Below are 6396 nucleotides of genomic sequence, written 5' to 3'. Positions count from 1 at the left end.
ATCCGATGTATATCTAGTAGTACGGATACACTTCAACGAAATCAGGTATCGCGGGGGAGACCGACGTGCCCAAAGTGGAGCTCAACGGCGACGGCCGGCATCTGCTCGACCAACTCTTCGACAAGTGGTCCCTGCTGGTGCTGGCCGCATTGTGCAACCGTTCCCGACGCTTCAACGAACTCCGGCAATACCTGCCCGCTGTCACCTCGAAGTCACTGACCGCATGCCTGCGACGACTGGAGCGCAACGGCATGGTCGAGCGAGCGGTCGTGTCCACGGAGCCGGTGGCGATCGAATACCGCATCACCCCCCTGGGCCGGACCCTTCGGTCCCCTGTGCACGCCATCCTGGAATGGGCTGTCGATCACCTCGACGCGGTCGAAGCCGCCCGCTGTCACTACGACGAGCGACGTGTGGACAAGTGACATCCCGGCATGTCTCGCGCAGGACGGCGCCAGGACTCCCAACTGGTCATGCCGTACCCGCACAGCTCCTTGTGGTCGGACAGCGTGGCGATCCCGGGCCTCGGTGCTGGGGGCCCTCGCGCCGCACCTACCCGCCGACCAGCTCGGTCAGGCCCTTACCGCCGCCACCACCCTGCTCGGATTGCTCTCGACTGACGAAACACAGAAGATCGCAGGCGCAGTAATCGCCTCGTCGATGCTGCGGGTATTCCGTTGGTGGCCGTGACCTGCACAGGGCGGCGTTGGCGGGGTACACAGCCGACAAGCTCCCGGCTTCACCTTCGACGTGTGCAACCCAGGGGTGGTACCGATCGTCCTCGCCCATGCCCGCGCACTACTGACCAGCACGTCCCAGGGCCGCACCGCCTACCTCGACGCCGACATCCGCGACCCCGCGCGCATCCTCGCCGCCCCCGAACTGCGCGACACCCTCGATCTGACGAAGCCCGTCGCGCTCTCCCTCATCGCGATCTTCCACTTCATCGACGACGCGGATGACCCGTACGGCATCGTCCGCCGGCTCGTCGGCGCACTCCCGTCCGGCAGCTACCTCGCGCTGACGAACGCGACCGGCGACCACGACCCGACGTTCGAACCGGCCGCGGAAACCTACCGGCGCCGCGGCGTCACGATGCGGCTGCGTAACCGCGCCGAGGTCGAGCGCTTCTTCGACGGCCTGGAGCTGATCGACCCCGGCGTTCAGGTCGTCCACCGCTGGCGCCCCGACCCCACCACCGAGGACCTCACCGACGCGCAGGTCAGCGTCTACGGCGCCATCGCCCGAAAGCCCTGATGCGCCCCAGTCGGTGACGGGTCAGCCGGCGGCAGACCAGGATTCGATCATGGCGCGGGCGATGGACATCCGGCCGGGCAGGCGAATCGGCGGGGTGGCGTCCGCGGGCAAGTCGTCCACGGTGGCCCAGTCGTCGCCCCGGGCCAGGGCCTGGCGCACCTCGTCGCGGGTGATCCACAGCGCCTCGCTGATCTCCGTCTCGTCCAGGCGCAGCGGCTGGGCGGGATCGGCCACCGCGTGGAAACCGAGCATCAGAGACCGCGGGAACGGCCAGCCCTGGCTGCCGAGGTAGCGGATGTCGGTGACGTCGAGCCCGACCTCCTCGCCGATCTCGCGCGCCACGCACGCCTCCAGCGACTCGCCCGCCTCAACGAAGCCGGCGAGCACCGAGAAACGGCCCGCCGGCCAGGCCCAGTGGCGGCCGAGCAGCATCCGATCCGCGCCGTCGTGCACCAGGCAGATCACCGCCGGGTCCGTCCGCGGGTACTCCTCGTGGCGGTGCACCTCGCAGATGCGCGCCCAGCCGGCGTTGGCCAGCCGGGTCGACGAGCCGTCGCGGGCGCAGAACAGGGCCCGGCCGTGCCAGTTCAGCAGGGCGACCGCCGCCGCCAGCAGCGCCGCGTCGCGCTCGTCGAGCTCCGCGCCGACCGAGAACAGGGTGAGCCACCTGACCTCGTCGCCAGCGGCAGCCTGCGCCGCGCCGCCGCGCACCGCCCAGTACGCGATCCCGTCGGACTCCCCGAGCAGCAGCGCGTCCGGCGGCGGGAAGCCTGCGACCTCGGCGCCGGTCGCGTCCACAACAGGGGGCCGGTGTCCGCGTCCTCGACGCCAGGCACCGGCCACAGCACGGGGCTGCGCCCCTCCTCGTCGACGAAGACGACCCGGGCGGTGGCCCAGCCCTCCTTCTGCCGCCCGGTGTCCTGCCGCAACGGCTCGTCCCGCAGCAGGGCAGCACCCGCCAGCACAGGCGGCCGAATCAGCCCGAAGTCAGTCAAGGTCACACCCTCCAGTACAAGCCGCGCGCACATTCTCACGGTATGCCGGCGCCGACTCGGGCGAGCACGGGCGGTGCGCGACGCTCAGGTGAACTTCGGGGCGCGCTTCTCGACGAAGGCCGTGATGCCCTCCCGGCCGTCGCCGACGGCGCTGCGCGCGCTCTCGCGTGCCTCCAGCTCCATCTGCGTCTCCAGGCCGTTGGTGAAGGTCTGCACCAGCAGTCGCTTGATGGCCCCGCGTGAATCGGCCGGACCCGCCGCGATCCGCTGCGCCAGCGCCGCCGCCTCGCCATCGAGCTCCCCCACGGGCACGACCCGGGTGACCAGCCCCCATTCGAGGGCCTCCGCGGCGGACAGCCGACGGTTGGTGAACATGAACTCCTGCGTACGGCGCAACCCCATCAACCGGGGCAGCGCGTAGGAGGAACTGCCGTCCGGGCTGAGCCCCACGTTGGTGTAAGCCATGGTGAAGGTGGCGGAATCAGCCGCGAGAACCAGGTCGCCCGCGGCCGCGATGCTGACCCCCGCGCCCGCGGCGACGCCATTGACGGCGACGATCAGCGGCGCGTTCATCCGCGTAAAGATCGACACAGCGCGGTGCAGGTCGTCGGCGAGTTTTTTGATTTCCACGCCGATGCGATCGCCGTGGTTCGCCATCTCCTTCACGTCACCGCCGGCGGTGAAGAAGCGGCCGGTCGCGGTCAGCAGCACGGCCCGGACCGGCGGGTCGCCGTCGCAGGCGGCCGCCGCCCGGGCCAGCTCCGCGGCCATCTCCTGGTTGAGGCCGTTCGCGGCGTCCGGACGGTTGAGGGTGATCCGGGCCACTCCACCGTCACGCTCGAACTTCAGCGTCCGGAACTGCGGGCTCATCGGTGTCTCCGTTCCACGGGTCGAGCCTTCACGGGTTGCCTGCGTCCGCAGGTCCTGCCTGCACCGGAGCTCGTGGGCACGCGGCCCACGGACGCCGGTCTCCGCCGGCCGCGCCGGGCTTGTCCTGACAGACCTACCAGCAACCGGCCCTCGCCGCCCGTCTCACGCCGGCCCGCCCGGACTCCGTCCGCTCCCGCCCCATCCCCGGTTCGGGCCACCCCACTCGGGTCCCGTCCCCCCGGCGCCGCTGCGCATGCCTCCCGACCCTCGCCGCCGCCTGCGCCGATCCGTCGCCGCCACCGATCGCCACCGATCGCCACCGCCACTTCTCTCACGATCCGAAGCCGATCGACCGCACATCGTACAGATCTCGCGACACTCAGCATCGGTAACCACACCCAGAGCAAACAGAAACCCTCCATAACTACTGGATCGAAATCCTCTCGAAAATCACCACTGTGATTTCTACCATCACAGCAAAGCCACAGGAACACCCAGGTAATCCACAGAAGAAATCCCCTCCGACGCACTATCGTGGATTCCGGTCGGCAATACCGTCGACAAATCGGAAGGGAATTAGACAATGCCACTCAAGAAGATTCTTCCGCAGCCGCCGAAGCCGAAGAAGCACAAGAAGCCGCTGCCTCCCCCGCTGCCGAAGAATCCGTTCCACAGGTAAAAGCGATTCAGCGGTGACAGCGATTCAGCGGTGACAGCTCGGGGTGCGGCGACCATGGCCGCCGCACCCCGGGTCCGCCGGGAAGGGCGGTACAGATGTCCGCGCGACACGCGGCGCGTACCGCGGCAGGCGCGGCAGGCGCGGCTGCGGACGAAAGCGGAACCGCTGCGGCCCGGCGGGTGCTGCGGCGTCTGCTCCCGCTGGTCCGACCCGAGCGCGGCCTGCTGCTCAGAGCGACGGCACTGGTGCTGGCCAGCACGGCCGGCGAGACTGTGACGGTCTGGTTGTTCGGCCGGCTCACCGACTCCGCGCTCGTCCAGGCCTCGCCGCATGCCTTCCTCATGCCGGCGGTCCTGTGGCTCGCCGTCGCCGTCGCCGGCGGTGCCTGCTCCTACGTGGGCCACTGCCTGCAGGCGAAGGCGTCGGGCCGGCTGCTGACCCGGCTGCGCGAGCTGATGCTCGACCGCCTGCACACCATGTCGCCGACCTTCTTCGCCGAGCGGCCGGCCGGCGATCTGATGACCCGGTTCGGTTCGGACGTCGACGCCGTCGACGAGCTCGCCGCCAGCGGGCTGGTGGGAGCGACCACGGCCGTCTGCGGCGTGGTGTGCTTCACCGCGGCCGCCTTCGTGCTGCGCTGGGACCTGGCGCTGGTGGCCTGCGCCGCGGCACCGTTTTACTGGCTGCTCACCCGCCGGCTCGCGGGCCGGGTGCACGAGGTCGCGCAGGAGGAACGGGCCGCCGAGGGCCGCATCGCCGGCGTGGTCGAGGAGAACATCACCGCGGCCGCCATCATCCAGACGCACGGGATGGCGAAGCACGAACGGCGGCGGCTGCGCCATCACGGCACGGCCTGGTTCGAGGCCCGACTGGTCGCCTATCGGATGGCGACGGCGAACGCCGTGCTGGCCACGCTGCTGGAGACGGTCTTCGTGCTGGTCGTGCTGGGCATGGGCAGCTGGGAGATCTCCCAGGACCGGCTGACCGTCGGTGGCCTGCTGTCCTTTGCCGGCTTCCTCGGCTACCTGTACGGCCCGGTGCAGGAGCTCGGCGAACTCGTCGTGTCCATCGGCACCGCGGTGAGCTCCGGCGAGCGGATCATCGAGCTGCTCGACCATCCCGCGGAGGTCGAGGATCACCCCGACGCCCGGCCGCTGCAGCGGGTGCGCGGGCACATCCGCTTCGAACGGGTCAGCCTGGCCTACCCGGAGGCGACCCGCCCGACCCTCGACGACGTCTCGTTCACTCTGCGTCCTGGCGAGTTGTCCGTGCTCACCGGCCCCAGCGGCGTGGGGAAGTCGACGTTGACGAAGCTCATGATGCGGCTGCACGACCCGTCGGCGGGGCGCGTGCTGCTCGATGGGCAGGACCTGCGTGACGTCACCCTGGCATCGCTGCGCCGGGCGGTGACGGTGGTGGCCCAGGACAGCCAGCTCGTCGATGGCACGCTGTGGGAGAACCTCACCTGGGGCGTCCCGGACGCCGACCCCGACCGGGTCGTCGCGGCCGCGCGCGCCGCCGGGGTGCACGACTTCGCGCTCCGGCTGCCCGACGGCTACGAGACGCCGCTCGGTCAGGGCGGCCGACGGCTGTCCGGCGGCCAGCGGCGACGGGTCGCGATCGCGCGGGCGCTGCTGCGCGACTCGCCCGTGCTGATCCTCGACGAGCCGACCGCGGGACTTGACGACGACGTCGCCGGGCTCGTGGTGCGCTCCCTGCGCCGGCTTGCCGCCCACCGGACCGTGCTGGTGATCACCCACGACAGGCGACTGGTGGCCCAGGCCGACGCGCTCATCGTGCTCGACCGGGGCGGGGTCATCGACCCGGGGGCCGGCCGCAGGCCACGCGCGGGCAGCGGGGCCTGGGAACGGATGCACACCACAGGCATCCGGATCGGAACTGTGCCGGCTATCTCTCCGGGCCGTTCCACCTCCCCGGGCCGTTCCACCCGCGGGGCGACGCCGGCGCGGCGGTAACCCGAAAGAGCCACCGGGAAAGGCCGTCGCACCCCGCTCGGGCAGGACGGCCGGCGGCTTTCCGGCACGTCAGGTGCGACATTCGGACCGGATACCCGATCAACGAGCGGTAACGTGCCGGCCATGGCGGCGTTGCTCGACGACTACGTGGCCCGGTCGAGGAAGGCGGTGGCGGCCGGCTGTCTGCTGCTCGACGACGCCGGGCGCGTGCTGCTGGTGGAGCCGACGTACAAGCCGAACTGGGAGGTCCCCGGCGGGATCGCCGAGCCCGGCGAGTCCCCACGGCAGACCGCGCAGCGCGAGCTGGGCGAGGAGCTCGGGCTCGACCTGCCGGTGGGGCGGCTGATCTGCGTCGACCACCTCGCCGCCACCCCGCGCCGGGCGGACGCGCTGCGGTTCCTGTTCGCCGTGGATGGTCCGCCGATCCCGGTGGACGCGCTCGTCCTGCAGGCCGCGGAGATCCGCTCGGCCCGGTACTGCACACCCGCCGAGGTCGCCGAGCGGGCGGCGGCGCGCCTGGCCCGTCGGGTCGCCGCGTGCCTGGCCGCCCCGCTCCTGCCCGTCTACCTGGAGGACGGCGCCCCCGCCGGATGATCCGTCGACGGCCGACCCCTTGACC

At 71.0% G+C, this 6396-nt stretch carries 6 protein-coding genes; 4 read left to right on the top strand and 2 right to left on the bottom strand.

Features of this window, described 5'->3' with window-relative positions; genetic code table 11:
- Positions 1–74 precede the first annotated feature (74 nt).
- Together G6R25_RS07275 and G6R25_RS07270 are read left to right on the top strand one after the other, a co-directional pair.
- Positions 75–425 carry a winged helix-turn-helix transcriptional regulator gene (locus tag G6R25_RS07275; RefSeq protein ID WP_235947690.1) on the top strand — a complete coding sequence of 117 codons (351 nt, stop codon included), beginning with the start codon at positions 75–77 and terminating at the stop codon, positions 423–425.
- 340 nt (positions 426–765) lie between these two features.
- Complete coding sequence (locus G6R25_RS07270; protein ID WP_235826535.1) at positions 766–1257, top strand: SAM-dependent methyltransferase; 492 nt, start codon at positions 766–768, stop codon at positions 1255–1257.
- Positions 1258–1278: 21 nt separating this feature from the next.
- On the opposite strand, the gene nudC is transcribed toward G6R25_RS07270, so the two are convergent.
- Positions 1279–2055, bottom strand: coding sequence for an NAD(+) diphosphatase (gene nudC, locus G6R25_RS07265; protein WP_235947688.1), 777 nt, complete (start codon positions 2053–2055; stop codon positions 1279–1281).
- 281 nt (positions 2056–2336) lie between these two features.
- The gene (locus G6R25_RS07260) at positions 2337–3122 is read right to left on the bottom strand and encodes an enoyl-CoA hydratase/isomerase family protein (RefSeq protein ID WP_163552349.1); all 786 of its coding nucleotides are present in this window, start codon (positions 3120–3122) and stop codon (positions 2337–2339) included.
- 774 nt (positions 3123–3896) lie between these two features.
- Here G6R25_RS07260 and G6R25_RS07255 point away from each other — a divergent pair.
- A complete protein-coding gene (locus tag G6R25_RS07255) occupies positions 3897–5777 on the top strand; it encodes an ABC transporter ATP-binding protein (RefSeq protein WP_163552348.1) in 1881 nt (626 codons plus the stop codon).
- Between the two features lie 123 nt (positions 5778–5900).
- On the top strand, positions 5901–6371 hold the full coding sequence (locus G6R25_RS07250; protein WP_136449403.1) for an NUDIX domain-containing protein: 471 nt from the start codon (positions 5901–5903) through the stop codon (positions 6369–6371).
- The last annotated feature ends 25 nt before the right edge of the window (positions 6372–6396 follow it).

It is taken from the genome of Candidatus Frankia alpina, from assembly GCF_902806485.1.
Classification (GTDB): domain Bacteria; phylum Actinomycetota; class Actinomycetes; order Frankiales; family Frankiaceae; genus Frankia; species Frankia alpina.
Note: the sequence above shows the minus strand (reverse complement) of the source record. Positions and strands in the feature narration are given on the sequence as shown.

Coding starts and splice junctions, on each gene's coding strand:
- G6R25_RS07255 (WP_163552348.1), top strand. CDS start 3,897: ATGTCCGCGCGACACGCGGCGCGTACCGCGGCAGGCGCGGCAGGCGCG.
- G6R25_RS07250 (WP_136449403.1), top strand. CDS start 5,901: ATGGCGGCGTTGCTCGACGACTACGTGGCCCGGTCGAGGAAGGCGGTG.
- G6R25_RS07260 (WP_163552349.1), bottom strand. CDS start 3,122: ATGAGCCCGCAGTTCCGGACGCTGAAGTTCGAGCGTGACGGTGGAGTG.